At 33.7% G+C, this 20,952-nt stretch carries 27 protein-coding genes and 2 pseudogenes; 12 read left to right on the top strand and 17 right to left on the bottom strand.

The features are described 5' to 3' along the window. Positions 1-106: 106 nt before the first annotated feature. From SIB53_RS01620 to SIB53_RS01610, 3 genes are all read right to left on the bottom strand, one after another. Positions 107-1,786 (bottom strand): DUF4214 domain-containing protein, encoded by a 1,680-nt coding sequence (locus SIB53_RS01620; RefSeq protein ID WP_413678490.1) that lies wholly within the window; start codon positions 1,784-1,786, stop codon positions 107-109. A gap of 212 nt (positions 1,787-1,998) precedes the next feature. Continuing rightward, complete coding sequence (locus SIB53_RS01615) at positions 1,999-2,313, bottom strand: hypothetical protein (protein ID WP_413678489.1); 315 nt, start codon at positions 2,311-2,313, stop codon at positions 1,999-2,001. A 216-nt stretch (positions 2,314-2,529) separates the two neighbouring features. Next, entirely contained in the window at positions 2,530-4,287 is a 1,758-nt protein-coding gene (locus SIB53_RS01610; RefSeq protein WP_413678488.1) for an FAD-dependent oxidoreductase, read from the bottom strand. A 369-nt stretch (positions 4,288-4,656) separates the two neighbouring features. On the opposite strand from SIB53_RS01610, the gene SIB53_RS01605 reads away from it, so the two are divergent. Continuing rightward, positions 4,657-4,845 carry a hypothetical protein gene (locus SIB53_RS01605; protein WP_413678487.1) on the top strand — a complete coding sequence of 63 codons (189 nt, stop codon included), beginning with the start codon at positions 4,657-4,659 and terminating at the stop codon, positions 4,843-4,845. Positions 4,846-5,174: 329 nt separating this feature from the next. On the opposite strand, the gene SIB53_RS01600 is transcribed toward SIB53_RS01605, so the two are convergent. The 6 genes and pseudogenes from SIB53_RS01600 to SIB53_RS01575 all read right to left on the bottom strand — a co-directional run bounded on the left by SIB53_RS01600 (position 5,175) and on the right by SIB53_RS01575 (position 10,367). Then, positions 5,175-5,921 (bottom strand): amino acid ABC transporter ATP-binding protein, encoded by a 747-nt coding sequence (locus SIB53_RS01600; RefSeq protein ID WP_413678486.1) that lies wholly within the window; start codon positions 5,919-5,921, stop codon positions 5,175-5,177. A 6-nt stretch (positions 5,922-5,927) separates the two neighbouring features. Further along, positions 5,928-6,961: pseudogene (locus tag SIB53_RS01595) on the bottom strand (amino acid ABC transporter permease). 3 nt (positions 6,962-6,964) lie between these two features. Further along, entirely contained in the window at positions 6,965-7,864 is a 900-nt protein-coding gene (locus tag SIB53_RS01590) for an ABC transporter permease subunit (RefSeq protein ID WP_413678485.1), read from the bottom strand. A 19-nt stretch (positions 7,865-7,883) separates the two neighbouring features. Next, positions 7,884-8,930 carry an amino acid ABC transporter substrate-binding protein gene (locus SIB53_RS01585; protein ID WP_413678484.1) on the bottom strand — a complete coding sequence of 349 codons (1,047 nt, stop codon included), beginning with the start codon at positions 8,928-8,930 and terminating at the stop codon, positions 7,884-7,886. A gap of 181 nt (positions 8,931-9,111) precedes the next feature. Beyond that, positions 9,112-9,264, bottom strand: coding sequence for a hypothetical protein (locus SIB53_RS01580; RefSeq protein ID WP_413678483.1), 153 nt, complete (start codon positions 9,262-9,264; stop codon positions 9,112-9,114). 740 nt (positions 9,265-10,004) lie between these two features. Further along, the gene (locus SIB53_RS01575) at positions 10,005-10,367 is read right to left on the bottom strand and encodes a DUF805 domain-containing protein (RefSeq protein ID WP_269606786.1); all 363 of its coding nucleotides are present in this window, start codon (positions 10,365-10,367) and stop codon (positions 10,005-10,007) included. Between the two features lie 99 nt (positions 10,368-10,466). Here SIB53_RS01575 and SIB53_RS01570 point away from each other — a divergent pair, with 99 nt between their 5' ends. From SIB53_RS01570 to SIB53_RS01550, 5 genes and pseudogenes are all read left to right on the top strand, one after another. Continuing rightward, positions 10,467-10,658 (top strand): hypothetical protein, encoded by a 192-nt coding sequence (locus tag SIB53_RS01570; RefSeq protein WP_413678482.1) that lies wholly within the window; start codon positions 10,467-10,469, stop codon positions 10,656-10,658. Positions 10,659-10,928: 270 nt separating this feature from the next. Further along, positions 10,929-11,360 (top strand): annotated as a pseudogene (locus tag SIB53_RS01565) (ATP-binding cassette domain-containing protein); the annotation flags it as partial. 171 nt (positions 11,361-11,531) lie between these two features. Beyond that, a complete protein-coding gene (locus SIB53_RS01560; RefSeq protein WP_413679097.1) occupies positions 11,532-12,788 on the top strand; it encodes an ABC-F family ATP-binding cassette domain-containing protein in 1,257 nt (418 codons plus the stop codon). 587 nt (positions 12,789-13,375) lie between these two features. Further along, positions 13,376-13,543: a hypothetical protein gene (locus SIB53_RS01555; protein ID WP_413678481.1), complete on the top strand. Its 168-nt coding sequence runs from the start codon at positions 13,376-13,378 to the stop codon at positions 13,541-13,543. 346 nt (positions 13,544-13,889) lie between these two features. Further along, complete coding sequence (locus SIB53_RS01550) at positions 13,890-14,096, top strand: hypothetical protein (RefSeq protein WP_413678480.1); 207 nt, start codon at positions 13,890-13,892, stop codon at positions 14,094-14,096. A 48-nt stretch (positions 14,097-14,144) separates the two neighbouring features. Here SIB53_RS01550 and SIB53_RS01545 read toward each other — a convergent pair whose 3' ends face one another. The 5 genes from SIB53_RS01545 to SIB53_RS01525 all read right to left on the bottom strand — a co-directional run bounded on the left by SIB53_RS01545 (position 14,145) and on the right by SIB53_RS01525 (position 16,834). After that, complete coding sequence (locus SIB53_RS01545) at positions 14,145-14,315, bottom strand: hypothetical protein (RefSeq protein WP_269606777.1); 171 nt, start codon at positions 14,313-14,315, stop codon at positions 14,145-14,147. A 187-nt stretch (positions 14,316-14,502) separates the two neighbouring features. Beyond that, a complete protein-coding gene (locus tag SIB53_RS01540; protein WP_413678479.1) occupies positions 14,503-14,826 on the bottom strand; it encodes a hypothetical protein in 324 nt (107 codons plus the stop codon). Positions 14,827-14,872: 46 nt separating this feature from the next. Further along, positions 14,873-15,067: a hypothetical protein gene (locus tag SIB53_RS01535; RefSeq protein ID WP_413678478.1), complete on the bottom strand. Its 195-nt coding sequence runs from the start codon at positions 15,065-15,067 to the stop codon at positions 14,873-14,875. Positions 15,068-15,550: 483 nt separating this feature from the next. After that, a complete protein-coding gene (locus tag SIB53_RS01530; protein ID WP_413678477.1) occupies positions 15,551-16,240 on the bottom strand; it encodes a DUF3386 domain-containing protein in 690 nt (229 codons plus the stop codon). 333 nt (positions 16,241-16,573) lie between these two features. Further along, entirely contained in the window at positions 16,574-16,834 is a 261-nt protein-coding gene (locus SIB53_RS01525) for a hypothetical protein (protein WP_413678476.1), read from the bottom strand. 192 nt (positions 16,835-17,026) lie between these two features. Between SIB53_RS01525 and SIB53_RS01520 the strand changes: the two genes are divergently transcribed. Genes SIB53_RS01520 through SIB53_RS01510 form a run of 3 tightly spaced genes read left to right on the top strand, consistent with a single transcriptional unit; the run spans position 17,027 to position 17,409 of the window. After that, positions 17,027-17,134, top strand: coding sequence for a high light inducible protein (locus tag SIB53_RS01520; protein ID WP_269623464.1), 108 nt, complete (start codon positions 17,027-17,029; stop codon positions 17,132-17,134). A gap of 9 nt (positions 17,135-17,143) precedes the next feature. Then, the gene (locus tag SIB53_RS01515; protein ID WP_413678475.1) at positions 17,144-17,263 is read left to right on the top strand and encodes a high light inducible protein; all 120 of its coding nucleotides are present in this window, start codon (positions 17,144-17,146) and stop codon (positions 17,261-17,263) included. Next, on the top strand, positions 17,263-17,409 hold the full coding sequence (locus tag SIB53_RS01510; RefSeq protein ID WP_413678474.1) for a high light inducible protein: 147 nt from the start codon (positions 17,263-17,265) through the stop codon (positions 17,407-17,409). The genes SIB53_RS01515 and SIB53_RS01510 overlap by 1 nt, the downstream gene beginning before the upstream one ends. Positions 17,410-17,609: 200 nt before the next feature. Here the strand turns inward: SIB53_RS01510 and SIB53_RS01505 are convergent, their stop codons facing one another. After that, positions 17,610-17,804, bottom strand: coding sequence for a hypothetical protein (locus SIB53_RS01505; protein WP_413678473.1), 195 nt, complete (start codon positions 17,802-17,804; stop codon positions 17,610-17,612). 68 nt (positions 17,805-17,872) lie between these two features. Further along, on the bottom strand, positions 17,873-18,211 hold the full coding sequence (locus SIB53_RS01500; RefSeq protein WP_413678472.1) for a hypothetical protein: 339 nt from the start codon (positions 18,209-18,211) through the stop codon (positions 17,873-17,875). Positions 18,212-18,455: 244 nt separating this feature from the next. Here SIB53_RS01500 and SIB53_RS01495 point away from each other — a divergent pair, with 244 nt between their 5' ends. After that, positions 18,456-18,836 carry an OsmC family protein gene (locus SIB53_RS01495; protein WP_413678471.1) on the top strand — a complete coding sequence of 127 codons (381 nt, stop codon included), beginning with the start codon at positions 18,456-18,458 and terminating at the stop codon, positions 18,834-18,836. A 21-nt stretch (positions 18,837-18,857) separates the two neighbouring features. Here SIB53_RS01495 and SIB53_RS01490 read toward each other — a convergent pair whose 3' ends face one another. Then, a complete protein-coding gene (locus SIB53_RS01490) occupies positions 18,858-19,256 on the bottom strand; it encodes a DoxX family protein (protein WP_413678470.1) in 399 nt (132 codons plus the stop codon). Between the two features lie 434 nt (positions 19,257-19,690). On the opposite strand from SIB53_RS01490, the gene SIB53_RS01485 reads away from it, so the two are divergent. Continuing rightward, entirely contained in the window at positions 19,691-19,939 is a 249-nt protein-coding gene (locus SIB53_RS01485; RefSeq protein WP_413678469.1) for a hypothetical protein, read from the top strand. Between the two features lie 235 nt (positions 19,940-20,174). After that, on the top strand, positions 20,175-20,936 hold the full coding sequence (locus tag SIB53_RS01480) for a GAF domain-containing protein (protein ID WP_413678468.1): 762 nt from the start codon (positions 20,175-20,177) through the stop codon (positions 20,934-20,936). The last annotated feature ends 16 nt before the right edge of the window (positions 20,937-20,952 follow it).

Genomic DNA, 20,952 nt, shown 5'->3' with positions numbered 1-20,952 from the left:
TCGTTATATCAGCTCAGAGATTTGTGCAATATTTTTTAGAGGTTTAACTTTGCTCTTTGCTTGTAAGACATTAACTGTCTTTTTAGTTAATGGAGATGTTTGCTTCTTATCCCAATCCAGTCATATCAGTAAAGAGCGCTGTGCTCTCAGCTGATTGAGAGAACCCAAGAAGAACTTCATACCGCGTTTCTGCTTCACTATTGAGTTGCCCAAGCCAATAGTTCATGCCAATAGAGTCAGGTTCTCTCTGCAGAACTTCTTCGTATAAATGAGATACGAATTCTTGGTTATTTCTATCTTCCAATAGGTGCTCATTAAAGATATTTGATGCGGTTGTATTAAGTTGACTAAGAGTATCTTCAAAAGTATTTTTCTCAGCAGGATGAATTTCTAAGCCAGTGATGGCATCTGTATTTGATGTTTTTGTATCACTTGAAAGTTTGAAGCTTCTTGATGATGATTTGCTGAATTGCGCAATACTATTTTGAATACTCCATGAGGTATGAGCATTGTATTGTCCAATTTCTGAGATATAGCTTTTAGCTTCTGTCAGATTATTTCCTGTGATCCACGGACTATATGATTGAGGTTGATAAGCAAGAATTGAAGATGCACTTGTCCTTACCTGTGCTGTGTAATCAACAGCGGCACTAGTTTTATTCGCAAGTGTTAATGCATCACTGGAACCTTTATGGTTGTTTTCAACAGCCCAGATAAGGTCATTAGCAATAGATGCAAGTTCTAGCGCCCCACTTTCGATTTGACTAGCCCAATACAACAGACCGGCTGCATCTGCATTTCTATTGAATAGATTTAAGTAGATTTGATTGACCTGTGCTTCTGTAGAGAGAGCGCCATTCACATTGTTGAATTCTGCCTGCAAGTACATATTGGCAGCGAAAGCGCTTCTGCTGATGCCCTGATAAGTCCAATAATCTAATCCAGTTGGATCGCAGGGACGACTAAAGTAAGCGATATAAAGTTGTTGTAATTGAGTGGAAGTTGCTATTCCACCAGAAGATGTAGATGTAGATGTAGATGTAGATGTAGATGTAGAGCTAGATGTAGTTGCCTTTTCGGTTCCCCATTTATATTGAAGAGCTTCAATATCTAAGTCTGTAAAAAATGGAGCTAGATCATTCGCTACTAAACTATCAGTTCTATAAGACATGATTGTGTCTTCCCAATCATATCTGGAGTTCCAAGGATCTAGAAGACTATCATAATAAGGCATTCCAGGTTCTTGGTGCCATAAGTCTAATGAATGAGCTATTTCATGTTGAATAGTATGAGCCGTATCAATACCAAGCTCTCCGTAACCATCTAGAAATTGGTATTCTCCAGCTGTTTCTTTCCAGAAGATTTGGAATCCAAGTGTAATAGTAGTGTCGTTAATTCTCTCATTTGTATATGGCAAGGCAGATCCGAGAAGATCATTATCCATATCATTTGTCTTATAAATAGAGACATATGCATCATCACTTGAATACACACGTTGAAAGTCAATATCTAATTGGGGATCTAAATCGCTAAAGATATTAGTGATAAAACGTTCTTCATCATCAGATATTGTTATTGCTAATTTGGACTCGTCCTGAATACTTCCATCGTTGGAATAAAGGCTTATATTTTGGTAGTCATCATGGATGTAGTAGGTGAACTCTTTGTTGAATGTATTATTTTCATATTCAAATTGATAATTTGTTGAGTCAGTAAGAGAAATCGGACTTAGGCTTGAATCAAACCAGGCGGGATCTAAAATATCTCTGATAGTTAAGGAGGTCATGCAGGATCCTTCTCAATAATATTTCGAAAGAAAAAAACTTTTCATAAAAAGCTTTTATCTAGACTTGCTAGATTATATATTTTAACTAGGTTTTGGCTAAATAATTAAGTGATTATTGTCTTGCTTTTATATTTTAATGTTTTGGGAAGGTCTCATCTAACACTCTACGAATCATTTTTTGATATGAATAATCAGATTTAATCTTCAATTGATCAGTAGTTTCTTTTGGCTAGCTTTTCTTTTTGCTTGAGCAGCTTCTCTTCTCTTTGAATCAGAGTTAAAGGATCAGAGGCATATCGATAATTAGGTTTCTTTTCAGGTTCTTTTGCTAATTCAATAGCTGCTTCTGGTGCTATCTCAATGGCTTGCTCTAAAGAGCTAGCACCAAATAACTGTTTTTCTTTGTACCTTCTTTGTCCTTCTACTTTCTCTTTGTAATACCACTTGCCAGCACTAGTTCCTGATCCGTATAGAAGAACTCTTCCACGACCATTTAAGACCCTCTTTTGAAGTTGAATCTGTGGCAAAATTGTGTGGATATGATTTTACTCTTTTTCTTAAAGGCTTGGTATAACTGTTATATTAGATCAAGTACGTGGTTCATTAACCAATAGTTAATCTCTTTTGGTACCATGGGATCTAAGTGATATTGCGATGTGTGGATGGTTTAACATTCTAACCCCTATTTCTTTATTCTATTTGAAAAAGGTTTTTACGAGTAGTTAGCAATAGATTAGATACGACTATTCAAGTAATTTATTTGTGAGATTAATGACTTTGCTTGTTTGGTCAATAATCTTTTGAAGATCCTTTCTTAATGGAGAAATATATCGTTTCGAAATTTCTAAATCCAAAGTTTGTTTATTCAACTTGACGTGATAATTACATTTTTCATCAGTATTTAGCTCCTTATAGTCACTCCTTTGATGAGAACCTCTACTCTCTTGTCTGGTTAATGCAGATAGGATTGTGGCTTCAGCAGAAATTACTGATGCTTCTAAATCAAAAACCTGAACAAGATCATCACAACTTTGATAGTCAATTCTAACATCAACGTCTTTAATAAGATTTTTGATGTCTACAATTTTTTTTAGTCCAGACTCTAATAAGTTTTTATCTTTAATCACACCACAATGCTTCCACATGACGCCACTTAATTCATGTTGTAATGGCTTTGCTAATTCTGTGCCTTTGTTTATGAATTTATTTATATGGTCATGGGCGTTTTTTATGGAAAATTCAGATCTTACTTGTGACTTTAATTGGTTTGAATAATTAATACTAGCCATTCCAGCTCTCTTGCCAAAAATTAAAATTTCAGCGAGAGAATTACCTCCTAGACGATTTGCACCATGTAACCCACCAGCCACTTCTCCTGCAGCATATAAACCTCTGACTGATGTGCAATGCTCTTCAGGACTTATTACAATTCCTCCCATTGAATAGTGTGCTGTTGGAGCTACTTCCATTGGCTCTTTTGAAATATCTAGCATTTGTGCGTCTAAAAACTGCCTATAAATACTTGGTATTTTTTGCATTATGAAATCTTTACTCATATGACTTATATCTAGATATACGCCTCCGTTTTGGGTCCCTCGCCCTTCGGCTATTTCTGTGTAATTCGCTATGGCAACTCTATCTCTAGTTGAAAGCTCCATTCTTTCTTTATCATAATTAACCATGAATCGTTCTCCTTGGTTATTTATAAGTTTGCCTCCTTCCCCTCGAACTGCTTCTGTGACTAATGTTCCTGCAATCTCTTCTGGGAAAAGCATGCCTGAGGGGTGAAATTGAACCATTTCCATATCTCTTAATTTGCAACCTGCTTTGAGACTTAAGTACAAGCCGTCTCCTGTATTCTCTTTTTTTCTAGAAGAACTTCTTTTCCATATTTTTGTATGCCCCCCTGTGCAAAGAATAACAGCATCAGCTAAATGCACTGTCCTTTCAGCTGTACTTGTATTGAATGACATGGCTCCAAAGCAAATCTCATCTCTTATGAGAATCTCAGTGACGTATTGCTTGTCATGTATTGGGATATTTAAAGACTCTGCTTTCTTAAGGAGTGTTTTTAAAATTGATAAACCTGTGAAATCTCCTGAGTAGCAAGTTCTTCTATATGAATGAGCTCCAAAAAATCTTTGATCAAGAAGCCCATTGTTTAATTTTGCAAAATTTGCTCCCCATTGATCTATTTCTTGAACAAGTGATGGAGACTCTTTAGCCATTATCTCAATTTGTGATGCGTCTCCAATTCCGTACCCCTCTATATAAGTATCTGCAAAATGTTGTTCCCAAGAATCTTCTTGATCGACATTTCCAAATGCGGCATTAATTCCTCCTGCAGCCAAAACAGTATGCGAATCTGTCTTTGCTCGCTTCCCTAGTACTGATACTTGAAGTCCAGCGAGCTTGACTTCAATGGCAGCTCTTAACCCTGCACCTCCACAGCCAATTACCAAAACATTTGAAATTTGTGTGGTGTGGTTATGATTTGTCATTGAATTTCCTGAAAATAAATCAAAGTTTTAATGGAGTTGAGATAGAAATTATTGACTTCTTCTAAACCTTATCTCCTCATTAAGGCTCACTTTTCATTAGCCAGTGGTTAATTTCCTTTGATGCCATGGGTTCTCAGCGATATTGCAATGTGTTGATGGTGTGTGGATGGCTTAACATTCTCAACCCTATTTCTTTATTCTATTTCAATCAGGTTTCTATAACTAATAACTAACAGATCGCAACTGACAGAAAATCTCAAAATTAAAGCATCGCAGAAAAACTGATCTTCCACATATCCTTTAGGAAAAGCTCGCTCTGAACGTCATTATCTGATTGTTGGCTCATCATCTATAAAACAGCCAAGAACTATGACTTCTAAATCTTCTCAAAGTGTTCTTTCAATGGAGGAATATAAAGCAGTTCTTGCAGAAGCTTCAACCCTTGAGAAGCCCTATTCAGAGACAGGTCACTTATATCCAGTGAATGAACTTCTCCCAAAACCTGTATGGTTTAAAGGGAGTAGGAGTAGAGGGTTAAGAGAAGATATCGCAGTATGAAACAAAGACTTAATCATTCAAAGATCTATTGATGCAGACAGATTTGAGTTTTTAGTATTTTTCTATCCACACATTGCTCATTGATGGAGTGACATCAAGTTGGTTCGCTTCTCTTTTAAGAATATTTAATCTTTCCCTATATCTACTATCTAGAGGGATAAGGGGGGTGTCTATATCCTGTCTATGTCTTTATATAAGCTAAGATATTTGTGCAAAGAGTTTCTATGTATCTCCTGTTCAATGGAATAAGATGTTAATCGTCTGTTTTTTAATTAAATTGGACATTCCTATATAAGTTATGATCACTTATTATAATTTATTGGAAATGGCTAATGCTTGTTGATCTGATTTAGAAATTTTCTACTTCTCTCATGCTTAGCATTAGAAAAGAAAATATTTGGAGGAGAAGTTTCTATGACTTTGCCTGAATCCATAAATAAAACTTGATCACTGACATCTTTAGCAAAACTAATTTCATGTGTTACTACAACCATTGTCATCCCTTGCTCAGCAAGTCTTCTCATTGCATCTAGTACTTCATTGATTCGCTCTGGGTCTAGAGCACTAGTGGGCTCATCAAATAAAAGCAATTCAGGCTTTAGAGCTAGAGCTCTAGCTATGGCTACTCGTTGCTGTTCTCCTCCGCTAAGTTGGCTTGGGTATTTTTTTGCATGTGAATCTATTCCCATTTGATTCAAGAGATACATGCCATATTCTTCCGCTTCAATTTGACGACGTTTTTGTACATTCACTGGAGCAAGAGTGATATTTTCAAGGATTGATAGATGAGGGAATAAATTGAATTGTTGAAATACCATACCTACTCTTCTTCGTATTTTTTGTATTTTTCTTTCATTATGAGTAGAATCAATTTTTATTCCTAAAATATTTAGTTCTCCTTTATCAAAAGTCTCAAGACCATTAAAAGTCCGAATTAGAGTACTTTTCCCTGAGCCTGAGGGACCCATGACTACTAGAACTTTCCCTTGATTAACTGTTAGAGAAACATCATCAAGGGCTCGTAATCCTTTTATGTACGATTTAGTGAGATTCTTCGCAACAATAATAGGTTCCATGAATTATCAGAAATTGGCTTGATTAATGGTCATTTTTTGTTCAAGATGTCTTGCCAGAACAGCCATGATTGTACAAACCATCCAATAGACACATGCTAGCCAAACATAAACTTCAATGTATTGACCGATAAATTCTGGATTAGCCAGGATACTTCTGCCGACACCTAGTAACTCCACTAGGCCTAAAATAGCCATTAAAGATGTATTTTGAAAAAGTCCAATAGATTGATTAGTCAGAGCAGGTAATGCAATACGTAAAGCTTGAGGAATTAATACAAATTGAATGATTTGGTATTGGTTAAGGCCAAGGCTATTGGCTGCTTCTATTTGAGTGTTGGGGATAGACTGTAGTCCTCCACGAATATCTTCCGCTATGTAGGCAGAAACAAAAAGAGTAAACGCAAAGATAGCCCTCCAAACACGATCAATTTGTATCCCAACTGGAAGGAATAAAGGTATTAGTAGTTGACCAAAGAAAAGTACTGCAATAAGAGGAATCGCTCTCATAACATCTATATAGATTGAACTTAGCTTCTGAATTATTGGTAATGAACTCTGTCGACATAGTGCCAAAACTATTCCAAAAGGTAATGAAAAGAGTGAGCTGCAAACAGTTAAAAGTATGGTTAGAGTTAACCCCCCCAATGTCTACTCATTACAGGTGATAAGCCAACCCCTCCATAAAGTAAATATAGACCTAAGGGTATTGTTCCTACCCACATAATTAGTAGATTCTTACGTAGCCATTTCCAGTCAGGGCCCCAAAGAGTAAAAATACTGAGAGTAAGAAGATTAATAATCCAAGTAGCAGGTCTCCATTGTTCATTCGGTGGATAACTTCCAAATGCGTATAAAGGAAGATTTGATATTACGACTTTCCAATTAGCCTTAAATATGAGCCATTCAAAAGTATTCACACAAGTTACGCTAATCAATACAATAATGAGGAAAGTAACAATAGTATTCAATAAATTTGAAAATAAAGTCTTCCTTATGTTCTTAAAGAAAACTATTATTGAACTTGCATTAAATTTGAACATGAATTAACTATATTTTCGTGATTTTAAAATTAAACTATTTATGATTTCCATGATATTAGTTATCAATAGATTTAATAGCAAGAAACTAACAAGTAATATGATAAAACACTCGATAGCTCTTCCTGTTTGATTTATTATAGTATCATTAATTGCGTAAATATCTGAGTATCCAACTGCGATTGCAAGGGTACTATTTTTAGCAAGGTTAAGATATTGACTTGTTAATCCTGGAATAATCGCCGGTAATGCTTGTGGAATTATTATACGGATAAGTCCTTTCCTTTCTGAAAGCCCTAAGCTCCTAAATGCTTCCCATTGTCCTCGAGGAACAGAAAGAATTCCTCCGCGGATTACCTCTGCTATATAAGCACTCGTAAATATACTAAGACCAAGTAATAATGCTAGAAACTCTGAGGAAAAAGTTAATCCTGAAAACTCTATTCCTTGATTTGAAATGTTGAATATATTATTTATTTTGATAAACATGTTGTCTGTTAAACCTAAGAACCCAACAAAATACCAAAACATAAGTTGAAGTAAAAGAGGAGTTTGTCTAATTATTGTGATGTATCCAGCCGAAATGAGGCCTAGTAATGAGTTTTTACCTGTTCTTGCCAAGCCTATTAATGTTCCCAAGAAAGTAGCCAATATTAATGATGAGATAATAACTTTAAGACTGTTGAGCCAACCTATAACTAATGCCCAAGCATAGCTATCTGAGGGGGTATAAGGTAAGGGATGTTCCGCCAAAGCAAAACTTGCTGCTTGAGAAAGCCAGCTAAAATTAAAACCAAGACCTGTTCTTATTAGATTTATTGTTAAATTATTAATTAATATCCCAATGAAACAAAATAAGAGAATACATATTCCAAATTGCAAAAATATTTTTTGATTTATTTTCATTCCTGCAAAAAATTATTTTTTAGTTAAATGGTGGTGAAATATGTGCACCTCCTTTGTTATATAACTCATTTTGACCTCTTGGAATAGGTACTTCGCTATTTTCTCCTAAATGTCTTTCGTAAATCTCTCCATAATTGCCAGTTGAGCTAATTACTTTAACTACGAAGTCATTTCTAAGACCAATTTTTTCTCCTAGTTCTCCCTCAATACCTAGAAATCTTCTTAAAGGTTTTAATTGAGGATTATTCTTTGCAATTTGTACTTTTTCATTAATATTTGATTTTGTTATCCCTTGCTCTTCTGCCGATATAAGGGAAAAGATAACCCATCTCATGGCATCAGCTAGTTTCTGATCTTGGCCATCGGAGGCGGGAGCAAGAGGCTCCTTGCTTAATACATCATCAAGAATAATATGTTCTTTTGGATTCTTAAAACCAGATCTGGCTGCTGCTAATTGTGAACGATCAGAGGTCATAGCTGAACAACGACCCTGTAAATATCCAGCAACTACTTGATTAAGATCTTGATATTTGATTGGTGTATAAGCGAGTGAGGCACTCTCAAAGGCATCATTTATATTTTGCTCAGTAGTTGTACCTGAGCCTACACATATAGATTTATTTGCAAGATCTTTAAGGCTAGTAATTTTACTTTCCTTCTTGACCATCAATCCCTGGCCATCATGGAAAACAATTGGTGCAAAAGTTAATCCATTTCCACCTGAGGAATCTCTACTGAGAGTGAAAGTGGTATTTCTTGATAACAGGTCAATTTCTCCAGTTTTAATAGCTGTAAATCTTTCTGCTGCAGTTAGAGGTCTATATTGGATCTTTTCTGAATCTCCTATAATTGCAGCAGCAAATGCTTTACATATATCGACATCCAGTCCTTGATAACTACCATCACTTTTCAGAAAACTAAATCCAGGAATCTTTCCACTTACTCCACAAATCAACTCATTGCGATTTTTTATTAGGTTAAGTCTAGAACTATTATCTTGATTTGTTGTCGCACAGCCAGCTAATAGAGCTGCAAGACCAACTATTCCTGATACCAATCGACGCATGAATTTTTTTTATCATTAAATCTGATTTTCGCCAGATTTTTCTATTTCCATGGGCAATTAAAGAAAATCTTTTACTTTTTCTTCATTGAAAGTTGTGATCCCAAAAATAAAGCCCGCTGGAACTTCTAAGTTTATTTTTTTAGTTTAGGAACTTTTTTAAATATAAAGTAAGGGATTCATCTTATTGAAGATATTTTCCAAAAGTAGATGTATTTATAAAAAGTATGTTTTGAGGAACTAGGTTTTCATTCTTTATGCATTTAATCCATTCTCTGTATTCTTGTCCAATAGCTAACTGATCTCCAGTATTGAGATGGTCGCTTCTTTTAAGCATATGGCAATAAGGTCTGACATCGTTTCCTTTACAGATCGATTAAAGGCCATTTTTTAAAAGTAGCTAATCTAAATTACCGTCTTAGATCAGTTTGTAAACTTCCATATATTTTGCTATAAGTAATTTTAATATTTAGATAATTGAACGTAAGCCCCTTGCCTGATTGCAATGTAGACATCTAACTACTTTTAATAGATATGTCTATTAAAAGTAGTTGAATTTAATTTAATCTTAATAAGAACCAAATCTTAAAGTCTGCCTTTGACTTTCCTCTTGTCTCACCTTTGAATTGTATATATTCAATATTAAAGGTGAATCAACTTTTATTACATTAAAATTCTTTTACAATCTATATTGCTTGAGAATAGAAAATATGGATCTTAATACGATTTCAAGCATTTGGATATGAAAAATTGCAACACAAAAAAAATCATAAGAGCTTTATCAGTAATAGCTTGTCTTACTTTCTCTTTGTTTATTGGTTTTATAATTAGTATTAATCTTATAGTTGATCCTATTATCTATTGGCTTGCATCGACTGAAGGAGCCAGGATATTTATAAGTTGTATTCTATCTTGGTTAGGAGTGTCGACATTTTTCGACTTGTTTTATAAGCGTTATAGGCGTAGAAAAAAATTGAAAAGTTTTAATGCTCTTAATATCCCTTATCCTCGGACTTTTAAGGGTAGGAAATGAGTAATAACATGAAATAAACAATTCATTACTTGAAAATACTTCATTTATTTTTCAGAGGAAGGCTGGGCAAATATATAAAGATTGTAGAAAGGAATAAATGAACAAAAGGCCCATAAAACTAGGTTTTCCTTGCCTATATCTCTCAGCCTTCTGATTAATAAAGCTATAAAAACTAAAAAAGATGGAATGCTATATAAATAACTCCAATCATATCCCTCAGAGATGGTATAAAAATCATTTGGATCATTAGCAAGGGTGTTATTAGATAGTATTGAAACAACAGCGCCTATTAATCCATCTAGGATAAAAAAGTGCCAAAAAGGTATCCTACTTGTTTTATCTTTGTAATTAAAAATCTGACTCCAAGCCAGAAAGTAATTTGAAAGAACTCTCTCTAAAAAATTCATCCTTATTCTTATATGTATAAATAATTAGGTAAGATCTTACTCTCAAAAGGCACTAAAGTTTTTTATCTCATAAATAAAATAATGAACCGTATTTTTCTCATGGCGCTATCTTTTGCTCTTATGTCTCCGATGGCGGTTAAGTCTGATGATCGAATTTATGAAACCAAGGATATTTGTGGACGATATTATGCAGCCGAAATTAACGGTGGTGATGCCGCAAGGTTACTAGGCTTAAAAGATTCTGGAAGAGTTAGCTCAAGGGTAGAGCAGTACTGCAATTTCTTTCGCTAAGTTTCTTGTTTATGCTTTTTGCTCTTGCCGCCCCATTACATATTTTGTAGTTGATGGAACTGTTGAAATAACTTGTATTAGCTATTAAGTAATGACAGAATTTATTTATAAATTTCGTGTTCAAGTTTTGAAAAAGATCATAAGGACAAAGGGGGGGGTAATATTTATGAGTTAGCTTTAGTTATGGACGTGAGGACGTAAGCTGTGTTGATTAGTCTTGTTAATGCTTCAACAGACTTTGGAATAAAAAATCTTTTTAAAAATTTAGATCTTCATATAAATAAAAAAGAGAGACTTGGTTTGATTGGTCCAAATGGATCTGGAAAGTCAACACTATTGAGAGTCATTGCAGGAATAGAACCTTTGATGGAAGGAGAAAGGAGATGTTTATCATCTTTGCGGATATCTTTAGTTGGGCAAGAAACAAGTTACAACAGTGAAAAAAGTATTTTGGAAGAAGTTCTTGAAGGGTGTGGAGAAAAAAGAAAATTATTACTTGATTTCAGTCAGCTAAGTAGAAAAATCGCTCAAAGCCCAGAAGATGAAGGCCTTTTGAAAAAGCTTGGTCAGGCGAGTGAACTTATGGATGCTTCTGGGGCATGGAATTTAGAACAACAATGCCAAGATGTACTAAGAAGACTAGGTATAAAAGATTTAGATAAGCCAGTAAAAGATCTTTCTGGTGGTTACCGCAAAAGAGTGGGACTTGCCGCTGCACTTGTCTCTAAACCAGATGTCTTACTTCTTGATGAGCCTACCAATCACCTCGATGCATCTGCAGTGGAATGGCTTCAAAATTGGTTAGACCATTATGAGGGTGCTCTTGTCTTGATAACTCACGATAGATATGTTCTTGATCGCATTACTACTCGGATGGTCGAAATCAATAATGGAGAAGCTCGAAAGTATTCGGGAAATTATCGCCAATTTCTTCAACAAAAAGTTGAACAAGAACAATCAGAGGCAGCTACAAAGAAGAAATTTCAGGGTGTTTTAAGAAAGGAATTAGCTTGGTTAAGACAAGGTCCCAAAGCAAGAAGTACAAAACAAAAAGCACGTATTCAAAGGATTGCTGAAATGCAAGCAAAACCTAAAAATCATGTCAAAGCTAAATTAGAAATGAATTCATTGAGTAGAAGAATTGGAAAAATCGCAATTGAAGCTGAAGGTGTAGGACTCTCTTTAAAAGATAAAGATAATGATTTGGATCTTTTACATGATTTCACTTATAGCTTTAGTCCGGAGGATCGAGTAGGTATTATTGGTCCAAATGGAAGTGGTAAATCGACTCTTTTAGATCTAATTGCAGGTAAAAGATTGCCTACTAGTGGAAAAATAAAACTTGGAGAAACCGTTCATGTTGGCTATCTTGATCAACATACAATTGATTTAAATCAAGGGAGTGGCCTAAAGCGAAAAGTTATTGAATTCGTAGAGGAAGCTGCATTACGAATTGATCATGGAGGAAAACAAATAACCGCATCACAACTCTTAGAAAAATTCCTGTTTCCACCCAGTCAGCAACATAGTCCTCTACTTAAACTTTCAGGAGGAGAAAAAAGAAGACTTGCTCTCTGTAAAATGCTCATACAAGCTCCCAATATATTGTTGCTTGATGAGCCTACAAATGATTTAGATATACAAACACTAAGCGTGCTAGAGGATTTTCTTGAGGACTTCAAAGGTTGTGTCGTAGTCGTATCGCATGATAGATATTTTCTTGATCGAACTATTGATAGAATTTTTAATTTTGAAAATGGTCACTTACGAAGGTATGAAGGTAATTACTCTAGATTTCTGGAACAAAAAATATTAGAGGAGCGAAATAATGAAACCAAAGAACGAGATCAGACAGTTAATAATTCAGATAAAAAGCGGGGATCAGAAATAAAATCAAATCTTCAAAATAAGATGAGAAAATTAAGTTTTAAAGAAGCTAGAGAATTAAAAGAACTAGATCTGAAACTACCTATGTTAGAAAAACAGAAAATATATTTAGAAAAAAAAATAACGGCTAGTGATGTAGATATTAGTGAAATCAGTCATCAATTAGCAGAGCTTATTGAAGCTATTCAAGAACATGAGGATAGATGGATTGAGCTAAGTGAGTTGTCTGAGTCAGCCAAATAACAACGTAATTGTTCTTATGAAGTAGAAAAACAGATTGAGACCATATCATTACTATTGACATTTATGAGTATAAATACTATAAATAGAGTGTAGCTTTTGCTAACTAATCGTCCGATCTACCTATTTAGACCGCAGTTCGACTCAAGCCACAGGACGGGGACTTGAGTGCTTCAAAGGGGTCTGTATCATGGTTAATATGTATTTCAATGGAAGATCATTCGTGTATTGTAATTCTGCTTCAAAGCCTCATATAAAGCTTACTTATAGAGGATTGATTTATTTAAGATAAATTCATGCCTCTAAAAATTTCATGCATCTTAAAATATTCATATTTTTGGATAAGTCTTTAATTTTTTATTCCTATTAAAGATGGCCGAATTAATTGAAATAATGGAGTCATATTTTCATAAATTTTTAACGACTCATTTTCGTAGTTATAATACAGGAAGAAAAAGATTGTGCTAGTCTTTAGGTCGTTAGCCTTGGAGCTATGGCATAGAAAATCTCTTAAAAAAGAAATTTTATTATTCTAAGGATTTGCTATGTGCATCTTTTAACTATAATAATTTTATGTACACAGACGAAGTGTGAAATTGATTGAATGGCATAAATCATTTGTTGAACGTGCTCAAAAAGAAATGGGGATATCTAACTATGCTCTTTATTGGTTTGGCTTCCTTGAGGGTGCTTTAGTTATGTGGTTGCTTATGAAAGTTATTTCTGCTTTATGGATAAAATCTCAGTTTCCCTTTTAATAAAGATGTTTTTAATAGTTGAATTATGGATTTTCTAAAAAAAATCCCTCCCAATAGTTATTTAATTTTTTCTTTTATTTTCATAACAACAGCTATTGCAGTTCTTTTTTTAGCGAAACTTACTTTTGCCATCATTTCTTTGCTAATAGGACTTATTTCATTAATAGCATGGACTTTTTTGGGTTTATTCGAAGAAACTAAAAATACATAGATGCTTCATTACACTTAGATATAAGGATATGGTATGGTTGGCAACCAATTCTCATAATTACAGTATCCATAAGATCCTTGTTTCCCTTTTGAATGAATTTATGCTGATAAAATATAGATTAACTTTCAGTTGAAAATGGTTATTGATCCAGAAGTAATTCCCCCTTCAAGTGATAAAGGGAGTAGAGCAGGTAGATATGTTCCCAAATGGGCTATTTATAGCTCTGCCGGGATAGGGGTTTTGGTTCTAGTTGGGTTGATTAAAACCCTTCTCCCTTTAATTGGAATGGCTTTTTTATTGGCTTTCATCTGGACGCAATCAACAACTAACCGAAGATACTAAAAATTCTGTTCTCCAATAATTAAAGTCGTTCTCTAGGTAACGCTTAAGCTATCTCCCGATAATGAAATGGTGTACAGATGGGACCGTTCTATAGAGAATGTAAATAATAAGAACTAATAAATTCCCTCCAACAACGGCTGCTCCTGCAGCAAAATTTCCTTCTTTGGTGGTGTAATCCCACTTTGGCTCGTTATCTGTCATGGTTGAATTGTTAATCACTTTATTATTGCCATTTATCGAAAGCGTTCAACAAATATAACTAATAAAAGAATAAAGAAACTCCTAATTTTTTTCGAAATTCAAAAAATAATCCCATTTTCTTCAATATATAGAGATCTATATAAAAAGCATGAGAGTTTTCTTCTCTTCAAATCTCAAACTATGACTACGTTGTTAAATTCAAAATTTAGGCTTCCTCTTTAGAAACCACTTCGGCATCAACCACTTCTTTTGAATCAATAAATTCGTTTCTTTTCCTATCTATCCAACTATTAATTCCAAATACGAGAGGCTGTGATCCTCGATAAATAAAAATGGCGGTAGGAATAACACTTACTATCCCAATTGCAGGATTTTTGAATATGAGTCGTCCTGCTTTGACATTAAAAAGAATAATTAATAAAGAAGGAATTAAAACACTGAGAATGGTCTTTAGAGCTTCAGTCCATCCAACACGATAAATCCACCAAATTGAAGCTATGCTGAAAAAATATAAAATAAAATAAGTCATGAAATATCACTTACTCAGTAAGTCGGTTTTAATAATTCAAGCTATTCTAAGAACTTCTTTTACGATTTGAGTTGCTCGTCTCAAGGATGTAAACACTAAAAGCTATCAATAGAGTTACCAAAATCGATACAGCCACCCAACTTAATTGACTTGAGGTCATGCCTAAGTAAGGACCATCAATAGGTTGTTCAGACCAAGTGCCAGGTAAGTGCCACACCTGAGGATTTGATAGAAAAAACATGCAATACCTTTCCATTGCTTTATGAGCAAAGTTTATATTTAAAATGCACAAATGCTATGAATAATTACTTATCGTTACTTGTTCTTAGAACTAAGATTGATGACTAATTTGATTTCTAATTTGTAACAGACTTTTTAAATCCTTTAAAAATAATAATTACTCATGGCAATGCATTGAAACATAAGCCATCTTTAAGTTGAATTTATTTTGAGAGCACAATGTCTAGAGCTGTGAACTGGGTTTTGCTTCAATTGGCTATGAGCTATTACGGAGACGCATTGAAAGAGTTTCAAGTTGATAATGATTAGTTATTTATAAGTTTTTAATATTTTTTAATTTCTCATAATTTTCATGAAATTACTAACTCAGTTCAGTATTCCTAATCCAAGCAAGGCTGATCTGGCTAAAAAGAATAATAGGGCTTCAAAAACACTCAAAAAAGCAGCTAAACAATAAATCCCTGTAGGGCTTGAGAAGAATTGATTACGTTTTCTGAGGATATACTTGCTCAGAATTAAGAATTTTTAACTCCGAAAAAGAAAATATCTGTTTATTTATTATTGAACCTTCTGAGGACTCTTGATGTATGGATCTAGAGGATAAAACCCAAGGCCCACCTTTGAATAAAGGTATAAAAGCATCTTTGTAAAAGCTTTTCCCCTTTAAATCTTTTTTTGAAATTGGATCAAGATATTGACTGGAATAACTCTTACTTAAGTAGCCATTACCGGTATGAGTCACATCCTTAGTGAGGATGATTATTAGATTGCCATGAATATGCCTGTAAACCATCGTAACAACATTGTTTTTGACCCTATATTTGTCACCTTCGTTTTTTCCTCCAACTATAACTTCTGAGCCAATTTCATTTGTATCTCCAAAAGTAAAGGTGTTTTTACCATGAGTTTGTTCAAATGATCTTCTGACTCTATGAATAGCAACTTCCCAAAGTTGTGAGGAAATGGCTTTGTGTATTTCCTCGTCATCTATTTCCTTAACAGTGGCTTTTAAATCTTGTCCTAAGCAAAAGCTTCCTTCTACTTCTCTTTTGCCATCTGTCCAAGAACATCTACCTTTATAACCTGAAAAGCCTGATTCCCACGTGTAGCGATTCTCGTAGGCAGACTTAAATAAATGTGTACAATCTGCTCCTGTCATTTCCTTGGTTAGCATAAAACTCTTTTGATGACTTATTTTAGTCAATTAAAGATTTTAATAAACTAATTAAAAATATATTTACGAAACACAATTATTTATAGTTACCTATGGCGATTGTTATGAGCAACAAACACAGATAAATTATTTTCCAAGAAATAATGTTTAATTGCATTTTATTTAAGGTTATTATTTTTGATAGCCAAGACCATGCAAGAAATGGCTATCAAGCAAAAGAATTACCTGAGCTGAAAAACTCTTGCTATTTATTTTTAATATATATTCCAAAAATTGTCAGATTATATGATACATATCACCGCAAATCATGTGACTTTATTGGCTATTAAAAGGTTACTCGTTGTTTTCTTTAACTGAGGACTTTCTATTTTCGGAGCTTAGAGCCCCATTCTCGGTATCAGTTTTTTCATCCCAACCCCAGCTTCTTTTGATTTCTTTTAGTGATCGACCACTTTCTCTTTGTTGAGTACTTAAGGGGATCCAACTCCAATCAATTAAAAGTGTGGCGGCAACGCCAAAAAGTAGATGTCCTGCAAGTACGCCTACAACATCAACTGTAGTGAGAGATTCTTGTCCAATTGTGGGATCGTACAAATTCTTTTTTCATTTATTTATTTATTTATTATAGGAATTCAACAAGTGGATCAAAAAAGGTATGGATTCAAATTTCGTTTTAATATAGATTTTTCTAATCTAGTTGATCATTTTTACTAGTCTGTTCGGTTGCCCACCACCAACAGCAGACCGCGACCGTTACATTAGTTTACATAGTTAATTCACTTTTAAATGACTCCTAAAGCAGAAAAGTTTAACGGTTGGGCAGCAATGCTTGGCTTCGTAGCAGCCTTTGGCGCATATGCAACAACAGGACAAATAATCCCTGGAATCTTCTAAATCTTAATCATGCAACCATCTAACAAGACTATTCTAGAAAGAAGTATCGGTAGGCCAGCAATGATGGCGTTCGTACTTCTTACAGGTATCTACCTAACAACTGGTCAACTTATCCCTAGAGTTGTGTAATGTCTACTCAAAACAATAATACTAGAAACATTGATCCTGAGAAGGTTACCGCAGAAAGGCTTAACGGCTATGCAGCACTATTTGGTTGTATTGCAATGGTTGGTGCATATGTAACAACAGGCCAAATTATTCCTGGCTTTGTTTAACCAATAAAAATTACTTATAAAATTGCTAAGCAGTTAAATAAGCTTCTAGCAAAAACATTTTAATTACAGCAGTAATTAAAATACCATTCTTTGGTTGAGATAATTCTAAAAAATGCAACCAATTTTTAATCAATAAAAAGCTTTCATCCTCATAGGACTTTTGTTTATAAGGAATATTTTTATATCAATGAACTCAAAATTCAAAGGAATACTCCTCTTGATTGAACAAAACTATGAACAATTGGATTATGAAGATATTCAATGTATAAAGCTATTAAAAATGCACCACTCAAGCAACCACTTGCAATAATTGATCCAAAAATAAAAACTTGTTTTTTGCTTACTTTTTGCTTCGTATTTATAAATACAAATCTCTTTGATCTTGAGACAGTCATGCAAGTTTTTTCGACTACCTAATAGGTAGCCATATCATGTCTTGAATATTTACTACTTAAGATTTTCTTTATGAAATTCTGTCTTCAGTGTAAATAGCTTGACAAGAAAATTCTTGAATTTCTCCATCAGGCAAAAGTTGAGCAAACCTGGGATTATCCATTCTCAATCCATTTTTCTCATCCTGATAACTCCACAACCATTTCTTGTCCGTGAAAGAAATGTCACCGACCTTAAAAGACACTGGGAGCATGAGATTGATATCGCGCCAATTAAGAACTATAAATGCTCCTTTATCAATATTTTCAAGATCATTAGTTATTGCGAAATCTCCATTTAAGTTATTCCTGATGACTGCAGTTAATCTATCTCCATCACAATTGAAACTTGAAGAAGGGTTGAGAGTCATAAGTAAACTAAGAAAAAATGAAATAAAAATCATTTGTTTTGGTTATGAAAGAAATTTTTCAGCGAAAATAATATTTTTCTATTTGTGATTATATTTCGTTTTTCTTTAATAAAAGAAACTTATTCGATACTTGATTAGAGCAAAAACTTGGTAAAATAGTTTTATACAATAAATTCTTCAAATCAAAAACTCAAAAGATATTAATTTCAATTCTACGAAAATCAGTTGCACATACCTTGGAGATTTGCACACTGAAGCAAAACATTCTATTTCAGGAAGTGTTATCCATACTGATGCACCTAAAGACCATGATGGAGAAGGAAAAGATTTTGCCCCAACTGATTTATTAGCTTCTTCTTTGGGGACTTGTGTAATAACAATTATGGGTATTGAGGCCAGGCGTAGAGAGTGGGAACTTGGGAAGATTGTAATTGATGTTTATAAATCAATGACATCAGAAGGACCTAGAAAAATAAAAACTCTTGAGCTAGAAATTTTTATGCCATCTGAATTAGATACTGAAAAGTATAAAATCCTTCAAAGAATAGCTGAAGACTGTCCTGTTAAGCTTAGTCTTGAGAGGTCTGTGGATATTAAGTTGAATTGGCACCAAACAAAAATTTAAAAATAGAAGTTACTTTTTTGATTATTTTTTAATTTTCTGATTATTAAATATTTCTTTGAGTGAGTTGCCTTTTACATTGCTTAGACCCAGTAATAATCCACCAATAAGAGCAAAATTCATTAGAACAGCTTTTATCTGGAAAGGAGAAAAATGAAATATAAAAGTTGTTGGTACTATAAATACTAGTAGCAGATATGCACCTAATTTTTGCTTAAATCCTGAGATAAAAAGTATTGAGCCAAAAATCAGACATGTAATGGCCAAAACCAATAAAAGTGATGCCAAGGTAGGAGGTATATTTTTATTTGAGATAACCTCAACTGTCCGATTAAAATTTATTACCTTACCAGGAATTGCATAAATAAATATAGCTGAAATTAATATTCTTCCAATTAAATTTCTTGTTGTTTCAAAATTCATTTACTCATTATAGGTTAAATTTATTTCTCTTGTATATGTTTAAGGTTTAGATTTATTCTATTTTATTATTATGTAATATAATTTTGTTTCCGTGGATATCTCTCGATTTTCTTTTAAAATTGTATTTTTTCTTTGTAGCATAAATCAAAATACATATCTATTGCTATGTTATTTTTAGATTATTTGTCTTTAATAATGAAAAGGGATTGGGACTCAGGTCCATCATTTTATAAGAAGGGTTCGTTCCATAATAAAATAGGCATGACTTTGCTTTGGATCTTTATATTCTTGGCCTTAATTCAAATTTTTATATTGATTCTTAGTTGAATTTTATTTCCATAATTCTTTAATATTAGATGAGCAATGAATTTATATAATATTAAATTATATATAGATTGAATTTGATTTCAATTTATTTATCTTTTGATTTAATTATGATTCTTCTCAAAATCACTAATGCCTCAGATGTTGTTGCCTCTAAAGCAGGTAAATTATTTGAGAAAATGACTCCAGAAATGATTGATCAGAAATTAGTAGAAAGTCAGGTTATTCAACAGATGATTGATCAACTTCAATTAGAAGGCCTGAAAGGGCAGATCTCTAGCGTTAAAGGCCTAGATATTAGTGATGAAAATTTGATAACTAAAAGTAGTTTTAAAATTCGGACCACGAAGACCTTTTGAATAAACAAATTAAAAGTATTTACTCAACTTATTCAAAGAGAAAAGAAAAGACGATAAGCTAGCTTTGATAGCTTATCTAGCATTGCTTTTCCTCTTGGATTCTCTTTTCAGATTGTGCATTGGCTTAATATTTTTGAATTTTTCTTATGAAAACTTAATTATTTATTATTTAGAAGAGTTCCGTTTTTACCACTCAGTATTCTCTATTCTTAATTGATATCTTTGAGGAATCATTTTGGGTTTTGGTGCCCCAAAAATTAGCAATGAAGAAGAGCGGTTGAGGGCTCTTGCTGAGTACAGAATTTTAGGCACTCAACCTGAGCAATGTTATGACGACATAACTAAAATTGCTTCTTTAACTTGTGGGACTCCTATTTCTTTAATGAGTCTTGTTGATACTGATAGGCAATGGTTTAAGTCAATGTGTGGGTTTGAAACAAAAGAAACATCAAGGGACGTTTCTTTTTGTGCACATGCAATTGCTAGTCCGGAACCTCTGATTATTGAGGACGCTCTGTTAGATGATCGATTTAAATCAAATCCTTTGGTGGTTGAGGAACCAAAAATTCGTTTATATGCTGGGTTTCCATTGCAAACCCCAAATGATCAGCGAATAGGAACACTCTGCGTGATTGATAGAAAGCCGGGACATTTGTCTGGTCAACAGCATCAAATTATGGAGGCATTATCTAGACAGGTTGTAACCTTATTGGAGCTTCGGAAAAGATCTATTCGTCTTCTTGATGCTCTTACCCACATGCATAATACGGAAGGCATTTTAACGACATGTTCATATTGCAAAGAGGTCAGAGATTCGGATGGTGAGTGGCAGCATCTAGAAAAATATCTTTCAAAAATTGCAGATATTCGTTTTAGTCATGGGATTTGCGATTTATGTATGGAGAAGCACTTCCCTGATGTATTAGAAGTTTGGAGTGATGACAAAATTAATTCAAATAGCAAGAAAAGCAAGCCAGAATGCAAAAAAAGTAGTTAGTTACTTAGAAAAAAAT

The sequence above is a fragment of the Prochlorococcus sp. MIT 0916 genome (assembly GCF_047305155.1).
Taxonomy (GTDB): Bacteria; Cyanobacteriota; Cyanobacteriia; order PCC-6307; family Cyanobiaceae; genus Prochlorococcus_B.
This window is presented reverse-complemented; position numbering and strand designations above follow the sequence as displayed.

Bases quoted from the DNA above. Each gene is read 5' to 3' on its own strand.
- SIB53_RS01620 (WP_413678490.1), bottom strand. From the start codon at position 1,786: ATGACCTCCTTAACTATCAGAGATATTTTAGATCCCGCCTGGTTTGAT.
- SIB53_RS01610 (WP_413678488.1), bottom strand. From the start codon at position 4,287: ATGACAAATCATAACCACACCACACAAATTTCAAATGTTTTGGTAATT.
- SIB53_RS01605 (WP_413678487.1), top strand. From the start codon at position 4,657: ATGACTTCTAAATCTTCTCAAAGTGTTCTTTCAATGGAGGAATATAAA.
- SIB53_RS01600 (WP_413678486.1), bottom strand. From the start codon at position 5,921: ATGGAACCTATTATTGTTGCGAAGAATCTCACTAAATCGTACATAAAA.
- SIB53_RS01590 (WP_413678485.1), bottom strand. From the start codon at position 7,864: ATGAAAATAAATCAAAAAATATTTTTGCAATTTGGAATATGTATTCTC.
- SIB53_RS01585 (WP_413678484.1), bottom strand. From the start codon at position 8,930: ATGCGTCGATTGGTATCAGGAATAGTTGGTCTTGCAGCTCTATTAGCT.
- SIB53_RS01580 (WP_413678483.1), bottom strand. From the start codon at position 9,264: ATGCTTAAAAGAAGCGACCATCTCAATACTGGAGATCAGTTAGCTATT.
- SIB53_RS01575 (WP_269606786.1), bottom strand. From the start codon at position 10,367: ATGAATTTTTTAGAGAGAGTTCTTTCAAATTACTTTCTGGCTTGGAGT.
- SIB53_RS01570 (WP_413678482.1), top strand. From the start codon at position 10,467: ATGGCGCTATCTTTTGCTCTTATGTCTCCGATGGCGGTTAAGTCTGAT.
- SIB53_RS01560 (WP_413679097.1), top strand. From the start codon at position 11,532: ATGGTCGAAATCAATAATGGAGAAGCTCGAAAGTATTCGGGAAATTAT.
- SIB53_RS01550 (WP_413678480.1), top strand. From the start codon at position 13,890: ATGGTTATTGATCCAGAAGTAATTCCCCCTTCAAGTGATAAAGGGAGT.
- SIB53_RS01540 (WP_413678479.1), bottom strand. From the start codon at position 14,826: ATGACTTATTTTATTTTATATTTTTTCAGCATAGCTTCAATTTGGTGG.
- SIB53_RS01535 (WP_413678478.1), bottom strand. From the start codon at position 15,067: ATGTTTTTTCTATCAAATCCTCAGGTGTGGCACTTACCTGGCACTTGG.
- SIB53_RS01530 (WP_413678477.1), bottom strand. From the start codon at position 16,240: ATGCTAACCAAGGAAATGACAGGAGCAGATTGTACACATTTATTTAAG.
- SIB53_RS01520 (WP_269623464.1), top strand. From the start codon at position 17,027: ATGACTCCTAAAGCAGAAAAGTTTAACGGTTGGGCAGCAATGCTTGGC.
- SIB53_RS01515 (WP_413678475.1), top strand. From the start codon at position 17,144: ATGCAACCATCTAACAAGACTATTCTAGAAAGAAGTATCGGTAGGCCA.
- SIB53_RS01510 (WP_413678474.1), top strand. From the start codon at position 17,263: ATGTCTACTCAAAACAATAATACTAGAAACATTGATCCTGAGAAGGTT.
- SIB53_RS01505 (WP_413678473.1), bottom strand. From the start codon at position 17,804: ATGACTGTCTCAAGATCAAAGAGATTTGTATTTATAAATACGAAGCAA.
- SIB53_RS01500 (WP_413678472.1), bottom strand. From the start codon at position 18,211: ATGACTCTCAACCCTTCTTCAAGTTTCAATTGTGATGGAGATAGATTA.
- SIB53_RS01490 (WP_413678470.1), bottom strand. From the start codon at position 19,256: ATGAATTTTGAAACAACAAGAAATTTAATTGGAAGAATATTAATTTCA.
- SIB53_RS01485 (WP_413678469.1), top strand. From the start codon at position 19,691: ATGATTCTTCTCAAAATCACTAATGCCTCAGATGTTGTTGCCTCTAAA.